This is a genomic window from Streptomyces nanshensis (assembly GCF_001751255.1).
Classification (GTDB): domain Bacteria; phylum Actinomycetota; class Actinomycetes; order Streptomycetales; family Streptomycetaceae; genus Streptomyces; species Streptomyces nanshensis_A.
The window spans coordinates 846-23723 of sequence record NZ_LJGW01000088.1 but is presented as its reverse complement, the minus strand read 5'-3'; the positions used below and the strand labels follow the sequence as shown (position 1 = coordinate 23723).

At 71.2% G+C, this 22878-nt stretch carries 23 protein-coding genes and 3 tRNA genes; 19 read left to right on the top strand and 7 right to left on the bottom strand.

Annotated elements, in window-relative coordinates:
* Positions 1–155 precede the first annotated feature (155 nt).
* The 4 genes from AN218_RS04395 to AN218_RS04380 all read left to right on the top strand — a co-directional run bounded on the left by AN218_RS04395 (position 156) and on the right by AN218_RS04380 (position 5403).
* Positions 156–3599 (top strand): sensor histidine kinase, encoded by a 3444-nt coding sequence (locus tag AN218_RS04395; RefSeq protein ID WP_244900258.1) that lies wholly within the window; start codon positions 156–158, stop codon positions 3597–3599.
* 10 nt (positions 3600–3609) lie between these two features.
* Entirely contained in the window at positions 3610–4023 is a 414-nt protein-coding gene (locus AN218_RS04390) for a roadblock/LC7 domain-containing protein (RefSeq protein ID WP_070015291.1), read from the top strand.
* A 137-nt stretch (positions 4024–4160) separates the two neighbouring features.
* Positions 4161–4838, top strand: a complete 678-nt coding sequence (locus tag AN218_RS04385; protein ID WP_070015288.1) for a DUF742 domain-containing protein — start codon at positions 4161–4163, stop codon at positions 4836–4838.
* Positions 4819–5403: a GTP-binding protein gene (locus tag AN218_RS04380; RefSeq protein WP_028435360.1), complete on the top strand. Its 585-nt coding sequence runs from the start codon at positions 4819–4821 to the stop codon at positions 5401–5403. Before AN218_RS04385 ends, AN218_RS04380 begins: the two co-directional genes overlap by 20 nt.
* 279 nt (positions 5404–5682) lie before the next feature.
* On the opposite strand, the gene AN218_RS04375 is transcribed toward AN218_RS04380, so the two are convergent.
* On the bottom strand, positions 5683–6243 hold the full coding sequence (locus AN218_RS04375) for a DUF1648 domain-containing protein (protein ID WP_171908595.1): 561 nt from the start codon (positions 6241–6243) through the stop codon (positions 5683–5685).
* Positions 6244–6633: 390 nt separating this feature from the next.
* On the opposite strand from AN218_RS04375, the gene AN218_RS04370 reads away from it, so the two are divergent.
* The 5 genes from AN218_RS04370 to AN218_RS04350 all read left to right on the top strand — a co-directional run bounded on the left by AN218_RS04370 (position 6634) and on the right by AN218_RS04350 (position 9674).
* The gene (locus tag AN218_RS04370; protein WP_070015286.1) at positions 6634–7416 is read left to right on the top strand and encodes a fumarylacetoacetate hydrolase family protein; all 783 of its coding nucleotides are present in this window, start codon (positions 6634–6636) and stop codon (positions 7414–7416) included.
* Complete coding sequence (gltX, locus tag AN218_RS04365; protein ID WP_070015285.1) at positions 7409–8953, top strand: glutamate--tRNA ligase; 1545 nt, start codon at positions 7409–7411, stop codon at positions 8951–8953. The genes AN218_RS04370 and gltX overlap by 8 nt, the downstream gene beginning before the upstream one ends.
* Positions 8954–9358: 405 nt before the next feature.
* A tRNA-Gln gene (locus AN218_RS04360) sits at positions 9359–9430 on the top strand.
* A gap of 58 nt (positions 9431–9488) precedes the next feature.
* Positions 9489–9561, top strand: a tRNA-Glu gene (locus AN218_RS04355).
* Positions 9562–9601: 40 nt separating this feature from the next.
* Positions 9602–9674, top strand: a tRNA-Glu gene (locus AN218_RS04350).
* A gap of 254 nt (positions 9675–9928) precedes the next feature.
* Here the strand turns inward: AN218_RS04350 and ndgR are convergent.
* Complete coding sequence (ndgR, locus tag AN218_RS04345; protein ID WP_070015284.1) at positions 9929–10648, bottom strand: IclR family transcriptional regulator NdgR; 720 nt, start codon at positions 10646–10648, stop codon at positions 9929–9931.
* 183 nt (positions 10649–10831) lie between these two features.
* On the opposite strand from ndgR, the gene leuC reads away from it, so the two are divergent.
* From leuC to AN218_RS04325, 4 genes are all read left to right on the top strand, one after another.
* The gene (gene leuC, locus AN218_RS04340) at positions 10832–12256 is read left to right on the top strand and encodes a 3-isopropylmalate dehydratase large subunit (protein WP_070015283.1); all 1425 of its coding nucleotides are present in this window, start codon (positions 10832–10834) and stop codon (positions 12254–12256) included.
* Between the two features lie 15 nt (positions 12257–12271).
* Positions 12272–12865: a 3-isopropylmalate dehydratase small subunit gene (gene leuD, locus AN218_RS04335; protein ID WP_070015282.1), complete on the top strand. Its 594-nt coding sequence runs from the start codon at positions 12272–12274 to the stop codon at positions 12863–12865.
* Positions 12866–13014: 149 nt separating this feature from the next.
* On the top strand, positions 13015–13269 hold the full coding sequence (locus AN218_RS04330; protein WP_070015281.1) for an SCO5555 family protein: 255 nt from the start codon (positions 13015–13017) through the stop codon (positions 13267–13269).
* Between the two features lie 125 nt (positions 13270–13394).
* Positions 13395–14282: an HU family DNA-binding protein gene (locus AN218_RS04325; protein ID WP_244900256.1), complete on the top strand. Its 888-nt coding sequence runs from the start codon at positions 13395–13397 to the stop codon at positions 14280–14282.
* Here the strand turns inward: AN218_RS04325 and AN218_RS04320 are convergent.
* Positions 14254–14457 carry a hypothetical protein gene (locus AN218_RS04320; RefSeq protein WP_070015280.1) on the bottom strand — a complete coding sequence of 68 codons (204 nt, stop codon included), beginning with the start codon at positions 14455–14457 and terminating at the stop codon, positions 14254–14256. The two genes, AN218_RS04325 and AN218_RS04320, sit on opposite strands and share 29 nt — an antisense overlap.
* A gap of 18 nt (positions 14458–14475) precedes the next feature.
* Positions 14476–15174 (bottom strand): 2-phospho-L-lactate guanylyltransferase, encoded by a 699-nt coding sequence (gene cofC / locus AN218_RS04315; protein ID WP_079131805.1) that lies wholly within the window; start codon positions 15172–15174, stop codon positions 14476–14478.
* A gap of 256 nt (positions 15175–15430) precedes the next feature.
* On the opposite strand from cofC, the gene AN218_RS04310 reads away from it, so the two are divergent.
* From AN218_RS04310 to AN218_RS04300, 3 genes are all read left to right on the top strand, one after another.
* Complete coding sequence (locus AN218_RS04310) at positions 15431–16288, top strand: lysophospholipid acyltransferase family protein (protein WP_070015278.1); 858 nt, start codon at positions 15431–15433, stop codon at positions 16286–16288.
* Positions 16285–17286 carry an NAD(P)H-dependent glycerol-3-phosphate dehydrogenase gene (locus tag AN218_RS04305; RefSeq protein WP_070015277.1) on the top strand — a complete coding sequence of 334 codons (1002 nt, stop codon included), beginning with the start codon at positions 16285–16287 and terminating at the stop codon, positions 17284–17286. The genes AN218_RS04310 and AN218_RS04305 overlap by 4 nt, the downstream gene beginning before the upstream one ends.
* Before the next feature lie 212 nt (positions 17287–17498).
* Positions 17499–18635 (top strand): D-alanine--D-alanine ligase family protein, encoded by a 1137-nt coding sequence (locus tag AN218_RS04300; protein ID WP_070015276.1) that lies wholly within the window; start codon positions 17499–17501, stop codon positions 18633–18635.
* Between the two features lie 70 nt (positions 18636–18705).
* Here the strand turns inward: AN218_RS04300 and AN218_RS04295 are convergent, their stop codons facing one another.
* Both AN218_RS04295 and AN218_RS04290 read right to left on the bottom strand, forming a co-directional pair.
* Positions 18706–19230 carry a DUF3515 domain-containing protein gene (locus tag AN218_RS04295; RefSeq protein WP_070015275.1) on the bottom strand — a complete coding sequence of 175 codons (525 nt, stop codon included), beginning with the start codon at positions 19228–19230 and terminating at the stop codon, positions 18706–18708.
* A gap of 20 nt (positions 19231–19250) precedes the next feature.
* A complete protein-coding gene (locus AN218_RS04290) occupies positions 19251–19484 on the bottom strand; it encodes an Lrp/AsnC family transcriptional regulator (protein WP_070015274.1) in 234 nt (77 codons plus the stop codon).
* 188 nt (positions 19485–19672) lie between these two features.
* Between AN218_RS04290 and AN218_RS04285 the strand changes: the two genes are divergently transcribed.
* Together AN218_RS04285 and thiD are read left to right on the top strand one after the other, a co-directional pair.
* A complete protein-coding gene (locus AN218_RS04285) occupies positions 19673–20665 on the top strand; it encodes a thiamine-phosphate kinase (RefSeq protein ID WP_070015273.1) in 993 nt (330 codons plus the stop codon).
* A 172-nt stretch (positions 20666–20837) separates the two neighbouring features.
* Positions 20838–21716, top strand: coding sequence for a bifunctional hydroxymethylpyrimidine kinase/phosphomethylpyrimidine kinase (thiD, locus tag AN218_RS04280; protein ID WP_070015272.1), 879 nt, complete (start codon positions 20838–20840; stop codon positions 21714–21716).
* A gap of 227 nt (positions 21717–21943) precedes the next feature.
* On the opposite strand, the gene rpmB is transcribed toward thiD, so the two are convergent.
* A complete protein-coding gene (gene rpmB / locus AN218_RS04275; protein WP_028435377.1) occupies positions 21944–22129 on the bottom strand; it encodes a 50S ribosomal protein L28 in 186 nt (61 codons plus the stop codon).
* A 309-nt stretch (positions 22130–22438) separates the two neighbouring features.
* On the opposite strand from rpmB, the gene AN218_RS34110 reads away from it, so the two are divergent.
* Positions 22439–22878 (top strand): DAK2 domain-containing protein (locus tag AN218_RS34110; RefSeq protein WP_141747457.1); only part of this gene is annotated, 440 nt, incomplete at its 3' end.

Below are 22878 nucleotides of genomic sequence, written 5' to 3'. Positions count from 1 at the left end.
GAGCTGTGTGGGGCACTCGTTCCGGCCTCTCCCAACTGTTTGGCGGCCTCCGCCCTGACGTGCTGAAATGCGCTGAACTCAGCAGTAGCAAAAAGGCACGCCACCGACCCTCGGGTGCCGGATGCGGACACGTGGGTCAAGAGGTGAGGAGTCGCGTGAGGCGAAGCAAGACGGGCGCTGCGACACCGGGCCGTGCGGAGTCGAGGGGCAACTTCACTCCGCCGTCGCGGGCTTCGGTGACCTCCGACCTGCCCGACACCCCGGGTGACCCGGGAAGCCGCCTGGCCGTACGCAACTGGCGCGTACGGACGAGGCTTTACGCGATCCTCCTCATCCCCGTCGCCGTCGGCCTGGTCTTCGGCGGCTTCCGTGTGAGCGACTCCGTGGGCACCTGGAACGAGGCGGAGGACGCCCAGCGCACCGCCGAACTCGTGCGCGCCGCCGCCACATACGGCAACGCCCTCATCGACGAGCGCGACCGCAGCGCGGAACCGCTGCTCTCCGGCCGCCGCAACGACCCCGCGGTCGAGCGGGCCCGTAACGCCACCGACCGGGCCAAGAGGGAGTTCGACCGCGCCGCGTCCGCCATGCCGGACAAGCCCGGACTCGAGCGCCGGCTCGCTCTCTTCCGCAAGGTGGAGCCGGAGTTGGGCACGCTGCGCGCCAGTGCCTACAGCGAGCGCCTCGGGGGAGTGGAGACCGAGGAGCGCTACGTCGCCGTACAGCACCCGCTGATGGAGTTCGCCAACGAACTCGGCTTCGGCACGGGCAACGTCACCTCCTACGGCCGCACCGTCTACTCCGTCTCGCTCGGCAAGGCCGCCCAGTCGCTGGAGCGTTCCATCGGGATGCATCTGCTGGTGCGGCCCGGTCCGGGCAAGGCCGACACCAAGCGGCAGTACACGGGCCTGACTTCGTACGCCTACCTGGAGCGCATCGCGCTGGAGGAGTACGTCGGCGGCGGGCGCCCCTCCGATGTGAAGCTGCTCAAGCAGGAGCAGGCGAAGGCGGAGGCGAAGGGCAAGCAGCGCCTCGCCAAGGCGAAGGCCGCCGCGACCGCCGCCGGCAAGGACTTCGTCCCGCCGCCGTCGACGAAGAAGGCCATCCCGCTCATCGTCTCCGGAGCGGACAAGCGGGCGCTGGCGGCCAAGGGCGTCACGCCGCAGAGCTGGTTCGCGACGACGACCGGCACGTTCGACGCCTACCGCGCCGTCGAGAAGGAACTCACGGAACGGGCCGTCGACGAGACGGCGCAGATCTCCGACGACGCCGCCCGCGACGCCCTCGTCAACGCCGTCATCGTGCTGGTGGCGCTGCTCATCGCCTTCTTCCTCGCGGGCATGATGGCCCGTTCGATGAGCCGCAGCATGGGCAGCCTGCGCGCCGCCGCCTTCGACGTCGCCCAGCAGCGGCTGCCGATGCTCGTCGACCAGCTCTCGCGTACGGACCCGGGCCGCGTCGACACACGCGTTGCCCCGATCCCCATCGACAGCACCGACGAGATCGGCGAAGTGGCCCGCGCCTTCGACCAGGTGCACCGCGAGGCCGTGCGGCTCGCCGCCGAACAGGCGCTGCTGCGCGGCAACGTCAGCGCGATCTTCACCAACCTCTCCAGCCGCAACCAGGGCCTCATCGAGCGCCAACTCGGCCTGATCTCCGACCTGGAGAACAACGAGGCCGACCCGGACCAGCTCGAAAGCCTCTTCCGCCTGGACCACCTCGCGACCCGTATGCGCCGCAACGGGGAGAACCTGCTGGTCCTCGCCGGCGAGGAGCCGGGCCGCAGTTGGAACGAGCCCGTACCCCTGGTCGACATCCTGCGCGCCGCCTCCTCCGAGGTGGAGCACTACGACCGCATCGAGCTCTCCGGCATCCCCGAGGTCGAGATCCACGGCCAGGTCGTCAACGACCTCGTGCATCTGCTCGCCGAACTGCTGGAGAACGCCACGTCGTTCTCCTCCCCGCAGACGAAGGTCGATGTGACGGCCACCCGGCTGCCCGACGAGCGCGTCGTGATCGAGATCCACGACAAGGGCGTGGGCCTGACCGCCGAGGACTTCGCCGACATCAACCACAAGCTGGCCAACCCGCCGACCGTCGACGCCGCCCTCGCCCGCCGCATGGGCCTGTACGTCGTCGGGCGTCTCGCCGACCGGCACGGCATCCGCGTGCAGTTGCGGCCCTCGGGCCAGCAGGTCGGTACGACGTGCCTGGTGATGCTCCCCGCGGGGATCACCCAGGGAGGCGGCGGCGAGGACGAGGGCTACGAGGACTTCACGGTCTCCCGCATCGCGCCGGAACCGCCGGCTCCGTCCGTCCCGGCGCCGCAGTCCGGGCCCCCGTCGTACGGCCGCGGCCTGCCGCCCTCGCCCACCGCGGCCGAACTCGGCTTCGACGACGGCCGTTACGACGTGCCGGACGACCTCTCCTCGCTCGGCCCGCTCACCCCGGGCGCGCGCCCGCAGCTCGGGGACGGGCGCCGCGAGGCACCGGACCTCCGGCGCGGCGAGCTGGAGCAGGGACAGATCCCGGGACAGGACCGGGGCCAGGCCCGTCGACGTCAACAGGACGCGGGCCAGGGCCGTTTCGAGGACCGGGACCGGTACCAGCTCCGGTACGGCCCGTACCAGGACCGGTACGAGGAGCAGGAACCCGGCCAAGAGCCCGAGCAGGAGCCGGAGTGGCGGGGCGAGCCCTGGCGCGGACCGGGGCACGGCGCCGGGCAGGTCCTCGGTACGGGCGGCCCCGAGCACGGCCGGCAGCCGCCGCAAGCACCGCAGCCGCCGCAAGCACCGCAGCCGCCGCAGTCGCCGTACGAGCCTCAGTCGCCGTACGAGCCTCAGTCGCCGTACGAGCCGCACACGCCGCAGGGCCCTCAACGCCCGTACGGACATGGCGCGTTCGGCGGCCCCGGGCCCGGACCGGCCGGGCCGGGGGAGCCGGACGTCCGGAACGCCCCGGACGCCTCCGGACAGCAGCCCGCTCCGTCCGCGCAGCCGTTCTCGCCGTTCGGGAGCGGTCCGCCACGCGACGCCCAACTGCCGCAGCAGGGCGGCCAGTTGCCGTCCCGCGACGTCGACCGGAGTTCGCAGAGCGCCGAAGCGGAATCCGGTACGGGCGTTCACGAGACCGGTGGTGACCGCGTAGGCTTCGACCGTCCGGGCCCCGCCCCGAGCAGTTATCGCACCACAACCGGCGCAGGTCTCCCGCGCCGTGAGGCGGGGCGATCACGGCAGGACGGGGAACCGGCAGAGCAACACCAGCAGCACCAGCCTCAAGCGGAACCTGCCGAGGGTTCCGGGCAGTGGCGGAACGCCAACGACGAGAGCTGGAGCCGGGCAGGCCTGGTGCGGGATCCGCAGTCCAGTGGTCTCACGCCGTCCGGCCTTCCCCGGCGGGTGCCCAGGGCCAACCTGGTCGCGGGCACCGCCGAAGCGAATCCGCGGGGAGGCCCCTCGGTCTCCCGGGCGCCCGAGGACGTCCGCGGCCGGCTGAGCAACCTCCACCGCGGCGTCCGCCGGGGGCGCGGTACGGGTGACGTCTCCCAGAACGACCGAGAGGGCTTCGGCCCCGGCAGCACCTACGATCAGGAGCGTTAGTGTGAGCCCGATGAGCCAGGCGGCGCAGAACCTGAACTGGTTGATCACCAACTTCGTGGACAGCACCCCAGGGGTGTCCCACACGGTGGTGGTCTCCGCGGACGGACTTCTGCTCGCGATGTCCGAGGGCTTCCCGCGTGACAGGGCGGACCAGTTGGCCGCCGTCGCGTCCGGGCTGACCTCACTCACCGCCGGAGCCTCCCGCATCTTCGAGGGCGGCAATGTGAACCAGACCGTTGTGGAGATGGAGCGAGGATTTCTCTTCATCATGTCCATCTCCGACGGATCGGCCCTCGCGGTGCTCGCCCATCCCGAGGCCGATATCGGACTCGTCGGCTACGAAATGGCACTTCTCGTCGATCGCGCGGGCACGGTCCTCACACCGGATCTCCGCGCCGAACTGCAAGGAAGCCTGCTGAACTAGTCCCCAACCGGCAACCAGACAGTGCGCGTTGCGCCCGAGCGCCATACAGTGCTTCAGGTGCGGTGCCCGCCGAATGTGTTGCCGGAGCGGGACGGAACAATGTGTGGCCCGCACGTCCGCGAGTCGGAGGAGGAAACATGACAACGCCCCCAGGCGGCCCGTCGTCGTACGGCAACGGTCATGAGAACGGGCGCCATAAGCGCTTCAACTTCCCCTCCACGCCCAGCCGGCACGCCGCCGGGCAGTATCCCGCGGACGACCCGATGGGCTCTCCGCAGCCGTCGCAGCAGCAGCCTCCGCCGCCTCCGCAGCAGCGGCAGCCCTCCCGCTACGACGAGGGGCTCTACGAGACCTCGCGTTACGACCGGCAGTACGAGCGGCGTCAGTACGACCAGGCGCCGCCGCCCCGCATCCAGCCTGTGCAGCCTCAGCCGCGCAAGGACCACGCCAACCAGGGCGGGCGCAGCGAGCAGCAGCCGCTGGTGCGGCCGTACGCCATGACGGGTGGACGGACCCGTCCCCGCTACCAGCTCGCCATCGAGGCGCTGGTGCACACTTCGGCCGAACCCACTAGGCTCCAGGGGCAGTTGCCCGAGCACCAGCGGATCTGCCGACTGTGCTACGAGATCAAATCGGTAGCTGAGATCTCCGCACTTCTGACCATTCCCCTCGGCGTCGCCCGTATCCTCGTCGCCGACCTGGCCGAAGCCGGGCTCGTGGCCATCCACCAGCCCGGAGGCGACGACACCAACGCCGACGGCCAGCCAGACGTGACACTGCTCGAAAGGGTGCTCAGTGGACTTCGGAAGCTCTAGCGGCGGCGCTGCTGCCCGTTCCACCACCTCCGCGAAGATCGTGGTGGCTGGCGGATTCGGTGTGGGCAAGACGACCTTCGTCGGTGCCGTGTCGGAGATCAATCCGCTGCGCACGGAAGCCGTGATGACCTCCGCGTCGGCAGGTATCGACGACCTGTCGCACACCGCCGACAAGACCACCACCACGGTGGCCATGGACTTCGGCCGCATCACGCTCGACCAGGACCTGATCCTCTACCTGTTCGGTACGCCCGGACAGGACCGCTTCTGGTTCATGTGGGACGACCTGGTGCGCGGCGCGATCGGCGCCGTCGTCCTGGTCGACACGCGCCGCCTCGCCGACTGCTTCCCCGCGGTGGACTACTTCGAGAACTCCGGCCTGCCGTTCGTGATCGCGCTGAACGGCTTCGACGGGCACCAGCCCTACACGCCCGAAGAGGTCCGCGAGGCCCTCCAGATCGGCCCGGACGCCCCGATCATCACCACCGACGCGCGCCACCGCGCGGACGCGAAGAGCGCCCTCATCACGCTCGTCGAACACGCCCTGATGGCCCGCCTGCGCTGACTCAGGCGCTGGCCTGGGCGCCGGTCCGGGCCGTGCGCCCCGGGCGCCCACGACGGAGCACCGCTCACCGAGAAGCCGGACCCACGGGTCCGGCTTCTCGCCGTAGGAGGACGGCAGCCGGCGGGACGGACGGCTCAACACACGGCGCGCGTACGCCCGTTCGTCCGCAGACGCGGCCCCGCGCATGCGGGAGCCCCCGCACCGGCGGCCCGCGCGGCAGCGCACACGCTCCCAACCGCCCACGCGGGCCCGCCCGTTGCCCGGACTCACGGCCCAAACTCACGCCGTCCTGGCGGACTTCTTCTCCGCCGCGTCCCGCCACCAGGCGACGCCGATCGGCAGAAGCCCCAGAAGGAAGAGCGCCAGCGTGCCGGGCAGCAGCCACACCGGTACCTCGGGCGTCGCCGCCGTACGCCACTGGATCCAGCACAGCGGCAACAGGGCCGCCCCGCACAGGACGTTCATGAGCAGCAGCGCCCTGGCGGTACGGCGGCCCGAGGCCGCGCTCGCCGGCCGGTTGGTCATGGCGTTCGCGGCGCCGGACCAGCGGTTCGCGGCGGCGGGCATCTCGTCGAGGGGCGTGATACGGGCCGACAGCGCGGCGCAGCCGGCGAGCACCACGGTGATCCCGGCGTAGACGAAGACCGGGACGAAGGCGGCCCCGACACTCGTCGCCGTCCACGCGTCGACGCGGTCCGCGCCGATGTGCTGGGGCACCCGGTCCGGCAGCCGCGGATAGCGCACCACGCCCCACACCGCCATCGCACCCAGCAGCAGAAGGCTCGGTGTCAGCCAGGACCACAGCGGTCCGCTCCGCCCGTCGGCGGCTCGACTACGCACACCCGCTCCCATCACCGTCGTTCCAGGGGCCGTTCGCCTCGGCTTCAGGCGATTGTGCCCACGGCACGGCACTCCATACGGATCCGGATCCGCGTTCCCCGCCGACATCAGGGCTGGCCGCGCGTCCAGACCGCCGGCGGCCCTCGCCGCGCGCCGCCGTACGCGTCCCTGCGCGCCCCGCGGCGCCCGGGCGGCCCTGCGGCACCGGCCTCCGCCGTACGCCGCCGAGCGACCCCTCCGCGCCCCCGCGTACCGTCCGCACCGCCCCGTACCCGCCCACGGCCCGGAGGGTGGGGCGGAGCCCGGCCGGATCGCATCGCATACGCTGGGGCGTCGTCATCCCCGTAGTGCCATCCGAGAAGTGCCATCCGAGAAGGGCAGCCCCAACCCGTGCGCATCGCAAGATTCTCCCTCGACGGAAACGTCGCCTTCGGCGTCGTGGAAGGGGACGCGGAGACCGAAGGCGGCCCCGTCCTCGACATCATCAAGGGCCATCCCTTCGCGGAGTTCGAGCGTTCGGGCCAGAAGCTCCCGCTGAAGCAGGTCCGGCTGCTGCCACCCGTGCTGCCCAACAAGGTCGTCGGCGTCGGCCGCAACTACGCCGAGCACGCCCGGGAGTTGGGCAACGAGGTCCCGGACGTCCCGGTCGTCTTCTTCAAGCCGTCCACCGCGGTGTGCGGCCCGCACGACCCGGTGACGTATCCGTCCTTCTCCTCCGAGGTGCACTACGAGGCCGAACTGGCCGTCGTCATCGGCCGGTTGTGCAAGGACGTGCCGCGCGAGCGCGTCAAGGACGTGATCCTCGGCTACACCTGCGGCAACGACGTCACCGCGCGCGACATCCAGCGCTCCGAGTCGCAGTGGGCCCGTGCCAAGGGCTTCGACACCTCCTGCCCGCTCGGCCCGTGGGTCGAGACCGAGCTGGACCCCTCCGACCTCGGCGTGATGTGCACCGTCAACGGCGAGCAGCGCCAACTCGGCCGTACGAGCGAGATGGTCCGCTCCGTCGAGGACCTGGTCGTCCACATCACCGGGGCCATGACGCTGCTCCCCGGCGACGTCATCCTCACCGGCACACCGGCGGGCGTGGGCCCGCTCGCCGTCGGCGACGAAGTCGCCGTCACCATCGAAGGCATCGGCACTCTCACCAACAAGGTGGTCAAGCGTGACTGACGCGACCGCGACCGCACCCCCGAGCACGGCCGTCACCAAGGACGTACGCGTACGGTTCTGCCCCTCCCCGACGGGCAACCCTCACGTGGGACTGATCCGCACCGCCCTGTTCAACTGGGCGTTCGCCCGCCACCACGGCGGCACCCTCGTCTTCCGTATCGAGGACACCGACGCCGCCCGCGACTCCGAGGAGTCCTACGAGCAGCTCCTGGACGCCATGCGCTGGCTCGGCCTCGACTGGGACGAGGGCCCCACCGCGTTCGACGTTGTCTCCGGCGGCAGCGGCCCGCAGGGCCCCCACGGTCCGTACCGGCAGTCGCAGCGCAGCGAGATCTACGCGGACGTCGCCGCGAGGCTCCAGGAGGGCGGTTTCGCCTACCCCTGCTACTGCACCGCGGAGGAGCTGGAGGTGCGCCGCGAGGCGGCCCGCAAGGCCGGCAGGCCCTCCGGTTACGACGGTAAGTGCCGGGAGCTGACCGCCGAGCAGATCGCCGCGTACGAGGCCGAGGGACGCACCCACATCGTCCGCTTCCGGATGCCGGACGAGCCGGTCACCTTCACCGACCTGGTGCGCGGAGAGCTGACCTTCTCCCCGGAGAACGTCAGCGACTACGGCATCGTCCGCGCCAACGGCGCCCCGCTGTACACGCTCGTCAACCCCGTGGACGACGCGCTGATGGAGATCACACACGTGCTGCGCGGCGAGGACCTGCTCTCCTCCACCCCGCGCCAGATCGCCCTCTACCGCGCCCTGGCACAGCTCGGCGTCGGCAACGGCACCACCCCGGTCTTCGGCCATCTCCCGTACGTCATGGGCGAGGGCAACAAGAAGCTCTCCAAGCGCGACCCGCAGGCGTCCCTCAACCTCTACCGCGAGCGCGGCTTCCTGCCGCAGGGCCTCCTCAACTACCTTGCGCTGCTGGGCTGGTCGATCGCCGAGGACCGCGACATCTTCACCCTCGACGAGATGATCGCCGCCTTCGACATCGCGGACGTCAACGCCAACCCGGCCCGCTTCGACCTGAAGAAGTGCGAGGCGATCAACGCCACGCATCTGCGCGAGCTCCCGCTCGCCGGCTTCGTCTCCGCGTGCGCGCCCTGGCTGAGCGCCCCGTACGCACCGTGGGCGCCGGAGAACTTCGACCAGGCGGCCTTCGAGGAGCTGGCCCCGCTGGCGCAGACCCGGCTGACGGTCCTCTCCGACATCACCGCGAACGTCGACTTCCTCTTCCTCGACGAGCCGGCGGAGGACGAGGCGTCCTGGGCGAAGGCGATGAAGCCCGGCGCGGAGGAGGTGCTGCGTACGGCCCGTACGAAGCTCGCCGACGCCGACTGGAAGGCGGAGGCGCTCAAGGAGGCGGTGCTCGCGGCGGGCGAGGAGCACGGCCTGAAGCTCGGCAAGGCCCAGGCCCCCGTCCGCGTGGCCGTCACGGGCCGTACGGTCGGCCTCCCGCTCTTCGAGTCCCTCGAAGTCCTCGGCAGGGAGCGGACGTTGGCGCGGGTGGACGCGGCGCTGGCGAAGCTGGACGCGGCCTGACGAGGTCGGGGCGGCTCCGCCGGGGCCGCTGCTGAGCGCCGTACGGGACCGCTCACCGCCTCAACGACCGGGCGGGCGGCTCTCGTTGAGCCGTCCGTTCCGGACGCCGCCGTCGCCGCCACGGGCCGCTGGAGGCCCGCGGGGCCACGGCGGCGGAGCTGCCGGAGACCTTCGCACGGCGGCCGCACAGCGCTCGCACGGGCGCCCGTGCGCTGCTGGTCGTGTGCTCGCGGCGGGCGTTCGCAGCGGCGCCGGGGCCGGACGGAACCCGTTTTGGAGCGCCGTCGCCGATCGGGTACTGTTCTTCCTGTCGCCGAACGGGGCGAGGCCGCAAGGCCCGACCGGTAGGCGATCACCCGGACAAGATCCCCGCTGAGCACAGCGCTTCTGGGGGTTGCGTTTTGGTGGGCTATGGTGTAATTGGCAGCACGACTGATTCTGGTTCAGTTAGTCTAGGTTCGAGTCCTGGTAGCCCAGCGCGATCGTGACTTCGGCGCATTGCACAGGCGTCAGAGACGTAAGTCACAAGATCGAGGCCCCCGTTGTGTAGCGGCCTAGCACGCCGCCCTCTCAAGGCGGTAGCGCCGGTTCGAATCCGGTCGGGGGTACGGGCCGATGGAGACGGAGGTCGTCATCGGCCAGGCTGGGGCCCCCGTTGTGTAGCGGCCTAGCACGCCGCCCTCTCAAGGCGGTAGCGCCGGTTCGAATCCGGTCGGGGGTACTCGATGGGAAGCCCTCCGCATCATGCGGGGGGCTTTTCCGTGTGCGCGGTCCGTCCGCCCCGTACGGGAGTGAGGCGCGCCCGGAGCCTCAACTCCCGCTGTCTGCACTTCTGTTGAGTTTACTTCCGCCAACACGGGCCGCCGCAGGGCGCGTTCGCCGTGGCCGGCGTCGGCCGCATACGACCGGGGGCCGCAACAGCGGTGCGGCCGTGGGGACTTGGCGGAGCTCCCGCAGAGGGGAGTGACCGGGCGCTCAGCCCGCCGTACGCCGCAGCGCCTCGCTCAGCCGGGCCGCCGCGTCGACGATCGCCTGCGCGTGCATACGGCCGGGGTGCCGCGTGAGCCGCTCGATGGGCCCGGAGACGGAGACGGCGGCGACGACGCGGTTCGACGGGCCGCGCACGGGCGCCGAGACCGAGGCGACGCCCGGTTCGCGCTCGCCCACGGACTGTGCCCAGCCCCTGCGCCGTACGCCGGAGAGCGCCGTCGCCGTGAAGCGGGCGCCCTGAAGGCCGCGGTGGAGCCGCTCGGGCTCCTCCCAGGCCATGAGGATCTGTGCCGCGGACCCGGCCTTCATCGGCAGCGTCGAACCGACCGGCACCGTGTCCCGCAGTCCGGACAGCCGCTCGGCCGCGGCGACGCAGATGCGCATGTCGCCCTGGCGCCGGTAGAGCTGCGCGCTCTCGCCCGTGACGTCGCGCAGATGTGTCAGTACGGGCCCGGCGGAGGCCAGCAGGCGGTCCTCGCCCGCCGCGGCGGCCAGTTCGCCCAGGCGCGGCCCGAGGATGAAGCGCCCTTGTATGTCCCGCGCCACCATGCGGTGGTGCTCCAGTGCCACCGCGAGGCGGTGTGCCGTCGGGCGGGCCAGACCGGTCGCCCCGACCAGCCCGGCGAGGGTGGCCGGACCGGACTCCAGAGCGCTCAGTACCAGAGCCGCCTTGTCGAGAACGCCGACGCCGCTAGAGTTGTCCATGCGTCGATACTCGCGTCTCAGAGTGTGAAACGCAAGTTCCTTTTCCGGCGCCACCCGCCACCCTGGAGTGGCGGCGCACACACGCACTCGCAGGGCCCGGGGCCCTCGGCGGCCGACCGCGGCCGGTGTGCCATTCGGATCTCGACATGTGGGCCGGCGACGCTGCCGGCCGGAGGGAAAGCGATGGGACGGACACTCGCGGAGAAAGTCTGGGACGACCATGTCGTCACGCGCGCCGAGGGCGAGCCGGACCTTCTCTTCATCGATCTGCACCTGCTGCACGAGGTGACCAGCCCGCAGGCCTTCGACGGTCTCCGCAAGAACGGCCGCCGCGTGCGCCGTACGGATCTCACCATCGCCACCGAGGACCACAACACCCCCACGCTCGACATCGACAAGCCCGTCGCCGACCCTGTCTCGCGCACTCAGCTCGAGACGCTGCGCAAGAACTGCGCGGACTTCGGCGTACGGCTGCACCCGCTCGGCGACGTCGAGCAGGGCGTCGTCCACGTCGTGGGACCGCAGCTCGGACTGACGCAGCCCGGCATGACGGTGGTGTGCGGCGACTCCCACACCTCCACGCACGGCGCGTTCGGCGCGCTCGCGTTCGGCATCGGCACCAGCCAGGTCGAGCACGTACTGGCCACGCAGACGCTGCCGATGGCGCCGTTCAAGACGATGGCGGTGACCGTCAACGGCGAACTGCCCGAGGACGTCACGGCGAAGGACCTGATCCTGGCGATCATCGCGAAGATCGGCACGGGCGGCGGCCAGGGCTATGTCATCGAATACCGCGGCGAGGCCGTCGAGAAGCTGTCGATGGAAGCGCGGATGACCATCTGCAACATGTCCATCGAGGCGGGCGCCCGCGCCGGGATGATCGCCCCGGACGCCACGACGTTCGAGTACGTACGCGGCCGTGAACACGCCCCGCAGGGCGCCGACTGGGACGCCGCCGTCGTGTACTGGAAGACGCTGCGCACCGACGACGACGCGGTCTTCGACCACGAAGTCGTCATCGAGGGCGGGGAGTTGGCGCCGTTCGTCACCTGGGGCACCAACCCCGGCCAGGGCGCGCCGCTCTCGGAGACGGTGCCCGACCCGGCCTCCTTCGAGGACCAGGGCGCCCGGCTCGCCGCCGAGAAGGCCCTGGAATACATGGGGTTGAGCGCGGGACAGCCGCTGCGCGAGGTGGACGTCGACACCGTCTTCGTCGGCTCGTGCACCAACGGCCGTATCGAGGACCTGCGTTCGGCCGCGGCCGTGCTCAAGGGGCACAAGGTCGCCGACAGCACGCGGATGCTGGTCGTGCCCGGTTCGGTACGGGTCGCGCTCCAGGCCGTCGAGGAGGGCCTGGACAAGGTCTTCACCGAGGCCGGAGCCGAATGGCGGCACGCGGGCTGCTCGATGTGTCTGGGCATGAACCCCGACCAGCTCCAGCCCGGCGAGCGCGCGGCCTCGACCTCCAACCGCAACTTCGAGGGCAGGCAGGGCAAGGGCGGCCGTACGCACCTGGTCTCCCCGCAGGTCGCCGCCGCCACCGCGGTGCTGGGACGCCTCGCGTCGCCCGCCGATCTGACCGACGTACGCGTGCCCGCCGGCGTCTGAGGAGGACGCATCACCATGGAAGCCTTCACGACACACACCGGCCGGGTCGTACCGCTGCGCCGCAGCAACGTCGACACCGACCAGATCATCCCCGCGCACTGGCTGAAGAAGGTCACCCGCGACGGCTTCGAGGACGGGCTCTTCGAAGCGTGGCGCAAGCAGGACGACTTCGTGCTCAACCAGGAGGCGTACAAGGGCGGTACGGTGCTCGTCGCCGGCGAGGACTTCGGCACCGGCTCCTCGCGCGAGCACGCCGTATGGGCCCTGCAGAACTACGGCTTCAAGGCCGTGATCTCCCCGCGCTTCGCGGACATCTTCCGCGGCAACTCCCTGAAGAACGGCCTGCTCACGGTCGTTCTTCCGCAGCAGACCGTGGAAGCGCTGTGGGAGCTGGCCGAGTCCGACCCGTCCACGCCCGTCACCGTCGACCTCGTCGAGCGCAAGGTGCTGGCGCCGGGCGTCGAAGCACCCTTCGAACTCGACGAGAACGCCCGCTGGCGTCTGCTCGAAGGACTCGACGACATCAGCCTGACCCTGAAGAACGACGACGCCATCACCGCCTACGAGTCGGGGCGTCCCGCCTTCAAACCCCTTACGCAGCAGGCCTGACGCACCGCCGGCGCACCATGCCGGCACCACGCGTCACACCGCTCGACGACGGCAACACCGCTCGCGCCCCGCACCTTCGTGGTGTGGGGCGCGAGTGCGTGTTGGGAAGCCGGTATGCGACAACTCACCCCAGATGGCACAATCGGTGCATGGAACGCGACGGTCAACTCGATCTCTACGACCGGCTCGCCGCCCGCTTGAAAGAGGCGCACACACGAGTGCGCACACTGCAAGTCCCCGAGGGCGTACGGGTGGCGCTGCAGCGCAAGCTGCTCGTCATCACCGCGGCCTCGAAGCACGATCTCGCCGACGCTGAGCGGCGCGTGGACCGGCTCATGGCGGATATCGACGAGGGACGCTTCCCCGAGGAACAGGCAGGCAAGCGCGCTGACGGAACTCGATGAAGGGCGAGTTCGTTGCGGCACAAGGGTGATTCGCCCGTTTCATGTTTGATTCGCGGTATATATCTGCCTAGCGTGCGAAAAAGCTTGAACACATTCGTTCCTGCAATAGTTCCGAAGGGGAAGACGTGAACAAGGCGCAGCTCGTCGAAGCAATCCAGGACAAGCTCGGTGGACGGCAGCAGGCCGCGGACGCGGTCGATGTCGTACTGGACGCGATCGTCCGTTCCGTCGTCGCAGGGGAGCGGGTCTCGGTCACCGGGTTCGGCTCCTTCGAGAAGGTGGACCGTCCCGCCAGATACGCCCGCAACCCGCAGACTGGCGAGCGCGTGCGCGTCCGGAAGACCTCGGTGCCGCGCTTCCGCGCGGGCGCCGGCTTCAAGGAACTGGTCAGCGGGGCGAAGAAGCTTCCGAGGAACGACGTCGCCGTGAAGAAGGCCCCGAAGGGCAGCCTGACGGGCGGCACTTCGGCCAAGAAGTCGACGTCGAAGCGTGCCGCGGCGAAGAAGTCGGCCGCCAAGCGCGGGGCGGCGAAGAAGGCGACGGCGAAGAAGACCACCGCCAAGCGCACACCGGCCAAGAAGGCCACGGCGAAGAAGACCACCGCCAAGCGCACACCCGCCAAGAAGACGACCGCGAAGAAGACCACCGCCAAGAAGTCCGCGGCCAAGAAGTCGACTGCCAAGAAGGCGACGGCGAAGAAGGCTCCGGCGAGGAAGTCGCCGGGTCGTCGNCCGCCAGTCCACCGCCAGAAGGGCGACGGCGCGCAAGCGCTGAGCGGCAGGCACGTACCCGTACACCGCGTACGGCCCGCGCGGCCGTGTGCAGTGCGTACGGTCCGTACGAGGCCTGCATCCCGAAGAGCCGCGTACAGCGCGCACGTTCACGTGCACCCGCGTACGCACGTCCCGCAGCGCCGGGCCGGACTCCCGCCGGAGTCCGGCCCGGCGGGCGTTTACGGGGAGTTGTGCGCTGCGGCGCCGTCGGTCAGAGGGTCTGGAGCGTCACGAACGTGACCCGGCGTTCCTCGCCGCTGCCCTCGACCTCGATGCGCACCCGCTGTCCGGGCCGCAGCAGCCGCAGGCCCCCCGCGTCGAAGGCCGCGGCGTCGAAGGGGAGCGGCGTCCCGTCGTCGAGCAGCACGCTGCCCGCGCGCGTCTCGGCGTCGAACGTGTACGAAGTGGCCTGCATGCAGGGAAGCCTAGGGGGTCACTGCGTGCCGCACGCGGGCACGGTCCCGGGATCGCGCTCGGGCGTGACCGCGCGGCGGGCGCCGATCGTGAACGGGCCGAGCCCCAGCGCCTCCGCGGCCACCAGATCCTCCGCCGTGTCCACGTCGCGGCGCACGCTCTCCACATCCGCCAGAACGATCTCCTCCGCGCCCGACGAGCGGTGCCGCGCGGATGACGACGGCCCGAAGCGCGGTCCGAGCGCGCTGTCGGGCAGGGCGGAGAGCAGCGTGGTGCCCGTACCGGCGGAATCGGCGAGGAAGGCGCGGGGGAAGCGGGCGGCGAAGTCCAGGACGCGGCGCAGCTCTTCGGGCCTCAGCGCGGGCAGATCGGCGTTGAGGACCGCGAGAGCGGCGTCGGGGCGGAGCGCGCGGACCTCGGCGGCGCCGTGTGCGAGCGCCGCGTTGAGGCCGGCGTCCGGGGCGTCCGGCACGATGTGCGCGCCGAGCGTGCGCAGCGCCTCCGCCGCGCGTTGATCGTCCGTGACAACTGCCACATCGCGTACGGACGTACAGGCCATCGCGGCGCTCACCGTGTCCTGCGCGAACGCCAGCGCGAGCGCGGTGCGCGCCGGGTCGCCCGCGGTGGCCGNGAGCCTGCTCTTGGCCCGGGGCAGCGGCTTCAACGGCATCACGAGAGTCCAGGCGACGGGCGTCACTTGTGGCTGCATCCTCCTCATTCTCACCTGCCGCCCGAAGCGTCCCGAGGGCGCCCGGCTACCGTTGCCGGTCGGGCGCAGGCGGACGGTGTGCTCGACACGGTGGGGGGATCGGGGTGAGACTTGCCCCTCGCGCGCCGGGGTGAGCGCACGCCGGACGCGCCGGTCGGGCCCACGCCCGCCGTGCCGGGGTTCCGCGCCCGCCGCCACGGCAGGCCCGCGTTCTGCCGCCGGGACCCGTGGGCTGTTCGAACAGGCAAGAGGAGATGGTGTCCGGGTGTCCCGCCGCAGAATCGGCTTCTGGTACCGCCTTGCCGCGGTTTTGGTGAAACCGCCGCTCTTGGTGTTCTTCAAGCGAGACTGGCGCGGAACGGAACATATTCCGGAAACCGGCGGATTCCTCACCGTCGTCAATCACAACTCGGCCGTCGACCCGCTTTCCTATGCCCACTTCCAGTACAACTCGGGGCGCGTTCCGAGGTTTCTCGCGAAGGAAAGCCTCTTCAAGAGCGGCTTCGTCGGAACGGCCATGCGCGGCACCGGACAGATCCCCGTCTTCCGTGAGTCGAAGGACGCCATAGGAGCCTTCCGCGCCGCCGTCGAGGCCGTCCACAAGGGAGAATGCGTCGCCTTCTACCCGGAGGGCACCCTCACGCGGGAGCCCGGGATGTGGCCGATGAAGGGCAAGACCGGTGCCGCACGTGTGGCACTGGAAACGCGGGCGCCCGTCATTCCCGTCGCACAGTGGGGCGCGAATCTCGCGGTGCCGCCCTATCCCAAACGCGGCGAGATCAAGCTGTTTCCGCGCAAGACGCTCATCGTCCAGGCCGGACCGCCCATCGATCTCTCGGAGTTCTACGGACGGGAGCCCACCGCCGCCGTGCTGCGCGCGGTCACCGACCGCATCATGGACGAGATCACGGCGCAGCTCGCCGACGTCCGCGGCGAGGACCCTCCGCCGCAGCGCTACGATCACCGCGCCGTCGAACAGCGGCCGGAGCAGGTACCGCCGCAACAGCAGCCGCAGAACGGACAGCAGGCAGAATCCTCGCAGCGGGCGGACGACGCACCGCAGGCACGGCCGGCACAGCAGGACACGGCGCCCCCGAGCGGCGCCGGGGGAGAGAACGCGTGACGAAAGCCGCCGTATTCGGCACCGGTTCCTGGGGCACCGCCTTCGCGATGGTGCTCGCCGACGCGGGCTGCGACGTGACCCTGTGGGGCAGAAGGGCGGAGCTGGCCGAGGCGGTCAACACCCGCCGCGTCAACCCCGACTACCTCCCCGAGACCGAACTCCCCGTGCGCGTACGGGCCACCACGGACCCCGCGGAGGCGGCGCGCGACGCCGAGTTCACGGTGCTCGCCGTACCGTCCCAGACGCTGCGCGGCAACCTCGCCGCATGGGTGCCGCTGCTGCACCCCGGCACGGTGCTGGTCTCGCTGATGAAGGGCGTCGAACTCGGCACCGCGAAGCGGATGAGCGAGGTGATCGAGGAGGTCGCGGGCGTCGAGCCCGCCCGCGTGGCCGTGTTGACGGGGCCCAACCTCGCGAAGGAGATCGCCGCACGCCGTCCTGCGGCCTCCGTCGTGGCCTGTACGGACGCCGCGGTCGCGCAGCGTCTCCAGACCGCTTGCCACACCCCGTACTTCCGTCCGTACACCAACACCGACGTCGTCGGCTGCGAACTCGGCGGCGCGGTCAAGAACGTGATCGCTCTCGCGGTCGGCATCGCCGACGGAATGGAACTCGGCGACAACGCCAAGGCGTCGCTGATCACCCGCGGTCTTGCCGAAACCACGCGTCTGGGGCTGGCGATGGGCGCCGACGCGCACACCTTCGCCGGTCTCGCCGGCATGGGCGACCTGGTGGCCACATGCTCCTCGCCGCTCTCGCGCAACCACACCTTCGGCACCAACCTCGGCCGCGGCATGACGCTGGAGGAGACGATCGCGGTCACACGGCAGACCGCGGAAGGTGTCAAGTCCTGCGAGTCCGTACGTGAACTGGCCCGTCTGCACGGCGTGGAGATGCCGCACACGGAGACGGTCGTCGGCATCGTCCACGACGGCAAGCCGCCGCTCGTCGCGCTGAAGGAACTGATGTCGCGCAGCGCCAAGGCCGAGCGGGTCTGAGCCGTACTCATGCGAGCCGTACGCATCCGGCTCGTACGCACGGAGCTTGGGTACGGCGGCGCGCAACCCCCCTGCCGCCGGAGGGCAGTTGAGCCGCGCGCCGTCGCCCGCGACAGCGCGCGGCGGGCCCGCCCGCACACCGCGGGGGCCGTGGCGACGCGGCGCCCGCGCACCCTGACGGCAGTGCGGCCAGACGGTACAGTCGACGCGATATGAGCAGCCAGAGCCCCTCCCGCAAGCCCCGCGTCGCCGTCGTCTTCGGCGGACGAAGCTCCGAGCACGCGATCTCCGTGGTCACGGCGGGCGCCGTGCTCGGCGCGATCGACCGCGACAAGTACGAGGTGCTGCCCATCGGCATCACCGCCGACGGACGGTGGGCCCTGACCGCGGACGAACCCGAGCGGATGGCCATCGAGAACCGCAGGCTGCCCAGCGTCGCGGAACTGGCCGACTCCCAGCCCGGCGGCGTCCTGCTGCCCCTCGAACCGGGCAACCGTGAGGTCTCGTACCACGAGCCCGGTTCGGTGCCGAAGGCGCTCGGCGAGGTCGACGTCGTCTTCCCCGTGCTGCACGGTCCGTACGGCGAGGACGGCACCCTCCAGGGGCTGCTGGAGCTGTCCGGAGTGCCGTACGTCGGCGCCGGAGTGCTCGCCTCCGCGGTCGGCATGGACAAGGAGTACATGAAGCGGGTCTTCGCCTCCTTCGGGCTGCCCGTCGGCCCGTATGTGACGATCCGGCCCCGTGAGTGGCGTACGGACCCGGGCGCGGCCCGCAAGCGGATCCTGGATCTGGCCGGGGAGCACGGCTGGCCGCTGTTCGTGAAGCCCGCACGCGGCGGCTCGTCCATGGGCATCTCGAAGGTCGACGACATCGGCGGCCTCGACGAGGCGGTGGCCGAGGCGCAGCGTCACGACCCGAAGGTCGTCGTCGAATCGCAGCTCGACGGGCGCGAGATCGAGTGCGGTGTGCTGGAGTTCGAGGACGGGCCGCGCGCGAGCGTTCCCGCCGAGATCCCGCCCGTGAGCGCGCACGACTTCTACGACTTCGAGGCCAAGTACATCGACTCCGCCTCCGGCATCGTGCCCGCGCCGCTGAGCCCCGAGGAGACCGAGCGCGTACAGGAACTGGCGGTGCTGGCCTTCGAGGCGGCCTCGTGCGAGGGCCTGGTGCGCGCGGACTTCTTCCTCACCGCCGGCGGCGAGTTCGTGATCAACGAGATCAACACGATGCCCGGCTTCACGCCCATCTCGATGTATCCGCGGATGTGGCAGAAGAGCGGCGTGAGCTACGCGGAGCTGGTCGACCGGCTCATCCAGGCCGCGCTGCGGCGCGAGACGGGGCTGCGCTAGCCGCCGTTCGCCGGCCGGGCCGGAGGGTGTCGTGGGGGGCGGGAAAGAGCGGTGGTCTCTGGCGTCGCGGTCAGCGGCGTTCGGGCACCGACTGCCGTACGGCGCGGGCGAGATCCGTCAGCGGGTTGACCTCCGGCGCGTAGTCGTCGGGCACGGTCACCTCGACGTGGGCGACGCGGTCGGTGGTGGTGAACCGGTAGCCGCCGTCGCGCTGTTCGAGCAGCCACGAGACGCCGTTGACTTCCGCCGCCTCTGCGGTGGGGTTGTAATGTTCACTACCGGGCGAGAGCTTCTCGGGGCGCGGCACACCACAGCGCAGCTCGATGGCCGGATCGCCCCACGCCGCGGTGTACTTCGAGGCGGGGTCGAGCGTGATCCGCTGCTGCCCGTCCACACGCTTCGGCAGCCGGTCGTGCAGCGACCGGCATGTCTTGGCGGCCTCGCCGGAGGGGCTGGGCGCCGCCGGGCCGTCCCCGTCCGCGGAGGCGCAGCCCGCGGCGGTCAGAACGGCGAGCGCCACCGGGACGGCGACGGCGGCCCGGAGGGTCGCGTCGGCTGCTGTATCGCGGTACGCCCGGCTGGGATCACGGCTCACCGGGCGAGCATACGGGGGAGCTAGAGATGAACGATCGGACAGGTCAGCGTCCGTGTGATGCCGTCGACTTGCTGGATCTTGGCGACGACCATGCGCCCGAGTTCGTCCACGGTGTCGGACTGCGCGCGCACGATCACGTCGTACGGACCGGTCACGTCCTCGGCCTGCAGGATTCCGGGGAGCTTCGCGATGACGTCGGCGACGGTCGATGCCTTGCCGACCTCGGTCTGGATCAGGATGTACGCCTGTACCACGGAACCTCCAGGGCGGCTACGAGGATCATGGGGGGAGAGGGATCGCAACGGTACCGCGTAGCCGCTACCCGGCGGGAGACCTCGGGCACGGCCGGTGACGGAGGATTCCTGCGGCGGCCGGCGCACGGCGGCGCGGCCGGTGACGGAGGATTCGTACGGCAGCGGGAGACAGGCGAAAGGGCGCACTGATGCATCGCAGCGGGGAGTACCGCGGGGGAAGGGCGCGGACACCCGGCACCGTGGGCGAGCTCGGAGAGTTCGGCCTGATCCGGGAGTTGACGTCCCGGCTGACGACGACGCCCGCCGTGCGCGTCGGGCCGGGCGACGACGCCGCCGTCGTGGCCGCGCCCGACCGCAGAGTCGTCGCGACGACCGACATCCTGCTGGAGGGACGGCACTTCAGGCGCGACTGGTCCACCGCCTACGACGTGGGCCGCAAGGCCGCCGCGGAGAACCTCGCGGACGTCGCGGCGATGGGCGCGGTGCCCACGGCGCTGCTGCTCGGGCTCGTCGTCCCCGCCGAACTCCCCGCGAACTGGCCCACGGAGCTGATGGACGGCATCCGTGACGAGGCCCAGGTCGCCGCGGCGGCCGTCGTCGGCGGCGACGTCGTACGCGGGGAGACGATCACCGTCTCGATCACGGCGCTCGGCGATCTGCGCAACCGGGAGCCCGTCACACGCGGGGGCGCACGCCCCGGCGACACCGTGGCCGTCACGGGCTGGCTGGGCTGGTCCGCGGCGGGGCACGCGGTGCTCTCCCGGGGGTTCCGCTCGCCGCGTGCCTTCGTCGAGGCGCACCGGCGTCCGGAACCGCCGTACCACGCGGGGCCCGCGGCGGCCGAGTTGGGCGCGACGGCGATGACGGACGTCAGCGACGGGCTTGTCGCCGATCTGGGACACATCGCGGAGGCGAGCAAGGTCCGCATCGATCTGCGGTCCGCGTCGCTCGACGTACCGGCGCAGATGTCGGACATCGGGCAGGCGGTGGGCGTCGATCCGCTGCACTGGGTGCTGACCGGCGGCGAGGACCACGCACTTGTCGCGACGTTCCCGGCCACGGCCAAACTGCCGGCGCGCTGGCGCAAGATCGGCGAGGTACTGGCACCGACGGCGCAGCCCCAGGTGACCGTGGACGGCGCGGCGTGGGAGCGGGCCGGCGGCTGGGACCACTTCGACTGAGGAGGGCCGACGAGCCGGTGGGAGGGCGGTCCGCGCCGTCCGGACGGCCGTGTCCCCGTGCGGAGTTGGGGCTTGCCGGGCCGGTGGGTCGCCGGGTCGCCGTGGGTGCGGCTGACCGCTTCCGTGCAGGGGGGCTCGTACCCGTACGCGAGGCACGGCTAGTTTTGGTGCCATGACGACGACTTCCGCCCATTCCGCTTCCGCGCGCTCCGCGCCGCCCCGGGTGCTGACCGTCGCCGGTTCCGACTCCGGTGGCGGCGCGGGGATCCAGGCGGACCTGAAGACGATGCTGGCGCTCGGCACCCACGGCATGAGCGTCGTCGCCGCGGTGACCGCGCAGAACTCCCTTGGCGTGCAGGGCTATTGGGAACTTCCGGCAGAGGCGGTGCGCGCGCAGTTCCGCAGCGTCGTCGACGACATCGGCGTCCAGGCCGTCAAGACCGGAATGCTCGCCTCGGCCGAACTCGTGGAGACGGTGGCCGGACTGCTCGCGGACGTGGCGGCGCCCGTCGTCGTCGATCCCGTCGGCGTCTCCAAGCACGGCGACCCGCTGCTCGCCCAGGACGCGCTGGACTCCGTACGCACCAAGCTGCTGCCCGTCGCGACCGTCGCCACCCCGAACCTCGACGAGGTGGCGCAGCTCACGGGCGTACGGGTCACGAACGAGGCGGGGCTGCGGGAGGCCGCGGCGGCCGTGCTGTCGTACGGGCCGCGCTGGGCGCTGATCAAGGGCGGCCATCTCGCGCGTCACACGGACGGTGACGGATCGGGTACCGACGCCCGAACGAGCGGTGCGGAGGAGGCAGTCGACCTGCTCACGGACGGCCACGAGGAGCACTGGCTGCGCGCACCGCGCCACGACAACCGCCATACCCACGGCACGGGCTGCACGCTGGCGAGCGCGCTCGCGGCGGGACTGGCCCGTGGACTGCCTGTGCCGGAGGCGGCGCGGGCCGCCAAGGAGTACGTGACGGGGGCGCTGGCGGCCGGATTTCCGCTGGGGGAGGGGCTGGGGCCCGTGGACCACGGCTGGCGGCTGCGCGGAAGCTGAGACGCGGAAGCTGAGACGCCGAAGTGGTGAGTCCGGGAGCGGGAGTTGGGATCCCGTGGGCCGGATCGGAAAAACGAGGGCGGCGCGGAGGGCGGACGCACGGCCGGCGTCACGCCCCGCGCACGCGCGAAGCCGGCCCGTCATGACGACGGACCGGCTTCTTCAGCAACCAGCTCGGTGGCCGCACTGCTCTGGGCACCACTCCGGCCGCTAGGCCAAGGGGCAGGTCAGCGCGAGACCTTGCCGGCCTTGATGCACGAGGTGCAGGCGTTGAGGCGCTTCGGCGTCCCGTTGACCACTGCACGCACGCGCTGGATGTTCGGGTTCCAGCGGCGCGGGGTGCGGCGGTGCGAGTGGGAGATGCTGTTGCCGAAGCCCGGCCCCTTGCCGCAGACGTCGCAGTTGGCAGCCACGGGTCACTCCAAAGACTTCAGATGCATGTACGGAAAATTCCCGGCGGTGCAGGCACAACGATCGACCGGCGAAACCAGGGAGGTCATGACGCCCGATACTCATCAGGCAACCGGGGAAGCATACAACGCCTGCTCATGAACGGCGAAACGGGCCTGTGAGGGCACCACGCGGCCCGGCCTCTCCGCGTCCACGGCGCCGATTCCGGCCCGCAGGCCGGTTCCGCTCGACGCCCCCTCCGTGCTCTCGTCTAGCCTGCGGAGGCCGCACCGCCCGCGGCGTACCGGACAGGAACCGGAGGAGGCCCTCACGTGCCGCAGCCGTTCGACTCCACCGTGGTGCGCACCTGGATCGCGCTCGCTCTCGAAGCGGTCGGCGAGGGGCGCGCGGAGATCGACGCGATCAACGTCTTCCCCGTCGCGGACGGCGACACCGGCACCAACCTCCAGCGCACGCTGGACGCCGCGGCGCGCGCGCTCGACGCCGAGTGGCAGGAACGGGAGGCTCCCGCGGCGCCCGCGCTGCGTGCCCTGGCGCGGGGCGCGCTGCTCGGCGCCTGCGGCAACTCCGGCACGATCATGGCCCAGTTGCTGCGCGGAATGGCCGAGGTGTACGCGGAGGCGGACGCGGGTGAGCGCCGGTCCGAAGACGCCGAGGTACGGGACGGGCAAGCGTCCGAAGTGCCGGGCGGGGCACGCCCCGACGGTGCGGGCACCGCCGAAGTACCCGGCGACGGGCGGCAGTTGGCGCG